The following is a 1,581-nucleotide window of genomic DNA, read 5'->3' as shown; positions in this document are numbered from 1 at the left end:
CACCCGTACCCGAAGTCGGTGGGCAGGAGCAGCAGGCCGCCGAAGGAGACGGCCATCAGCACGAGCCCGCCGGCGGCGAACAGCCGGGCACCGTACTTGTCGGACAGGTGGCCGGCGACCGGCCCGGCGATCAGGAAGCCGACCGTCAGCGGGATCATGTAGACGCCGGCCCACAGCGGGGTGTCCTCGTACTGGTAGCCGTGCAGCGGCAGCCAGATGCCCTGCAGCCAGATGATCAGCATGAACTGCAGTCCGCCGCGCGCCACCGAGCCGAACAGGGTGGCGGCGTTGCCGCCGGTGAAGGCCGCCGAGCGGAACAGCCGCAGCGGGAACATCGGCTCGGCGGTGCGCCGTTCGACGACGCAGAACAGCCCGAGAACGGCCGTGCCGCCGATCAGCCCGGCCAGCACCCAGGGGTTGGTCCACCCCATGGTGTGGCCGCCGTACGGCTGGATGCCGTAGGTGATGCCCGCCAGCAGCGCGGTCAGGCCGACGGCGAAGGTCACGTTGCCCCACCAGTCGATCCTGGCCGGCCGGCGGACGCCGGTGTCGCGGAGCGACCGGTACGCCCAGAGGGTCCCCAGCACGCCGATCGGCACGTTGACCCAGAAGATCGAGTGCCAGTTCCACTCGGCCAGCACGCCGCCGAGCACCAGTCCGATGAACGAGCCGGCGATGGCGGCGACGACGTTCACGCCGAGCGCCATCCCGCGCTGCCGCACCGGGAACGCGTCCGTGATGATCGCCGCCGAGGTGGCCATCAGCATCGACCCGCCGACCGCCTGGGCGACCCGCCAGAGGATGAGCCAGAGCGCGCCGCCGCCGCCCGACATCGGGTCCAGCGAGAGGGCGACCGAGGTGAGGGTGAAGATCAGGAAGCCTGCGTTGTAGATCCTGACCCGGCCGTGGATGTCCCCCAGCCGTCCGAGCGTGACGACGAGGACGGCGGTGACCAGCATGTACCCCATCAGCAGCCACAGCAGATAGCTGACGTTGCCGGGCTCCAGCGGGTTGAGGCCGATGCCGTTGAAGATCGCGGGCAGCGAGATCAGCACGATCGAGCTGTTGATCGTGGCCACCAGCATGCCGAGGGTCGTGTTGGACAGGGCCACCCACTTGTAGCGCGGATGCTCCTCTGACGTGATCTCCATGCCGGCCCCGGCCTGAGCGGAAGTAGTTAGTTGCCGTCAACTAACTGTCTTCCCGGAAGGGGCTGCCGCACAAGGGCCCGCGGCCGAGGATGCGGATTCGTCACGTGGAGCGCGCGCTCCGACTACGGCGGGTGAGGGCTGTGGTGCGGGCCACCGCGGGCCCGGCCCCCACCCGGCGGTTCCTGCACCGCCCGCCGACCGGCCGTCACACCCCGTCGACGATGTGCGCGGCCTCACAGCACCGATCCTGTGGCGCGGACCACTTCCGTACGGTGTTCGATCTTGAAAAAGCGGACATATGCCTTCAAATCCGCCCAATTCCTTGATCCTTACGACCGGTAACACCACCCTGACGTGCCCAAACCTGCGAATCCTTGAAACCCCCACACCACCCCCGTAACTTCGAACCCGTTGCACCGAGCACACCGCC

The 1,581-nt window shown here is 68.6% G+C and carries 1 protein-coding gene; it reads right to left on the bottom strand.

Translation table 11 applies throughout. The annotated features are described in order from the left end of the window. Positions 1–1,151 (bottom strand): MFS transporter (locus ABZ885_RS40840; RefSeq protein ID WP_360200233.1); only part of this gene is annotated, 1,151 nt, incomplete at its 3' end. Positions 1,152–1,581: the final 430 nt, after the last annotated feature.

Source organism: Kitasatospora sp. NPDC047058 (assembly GCF_040643935.1).
Taxonomy (GTDB): domain Bacteria; phylum Actinomycetota; class Actinomycetes; order Streptomycetales; family Streptomycetaceae; genus Kitasatospora.
The sequence above is the reverse complement of the archived record's forward strand: the minus strand, read 5'-3'. Positions and strand labels throughout refer to the sequence as shown.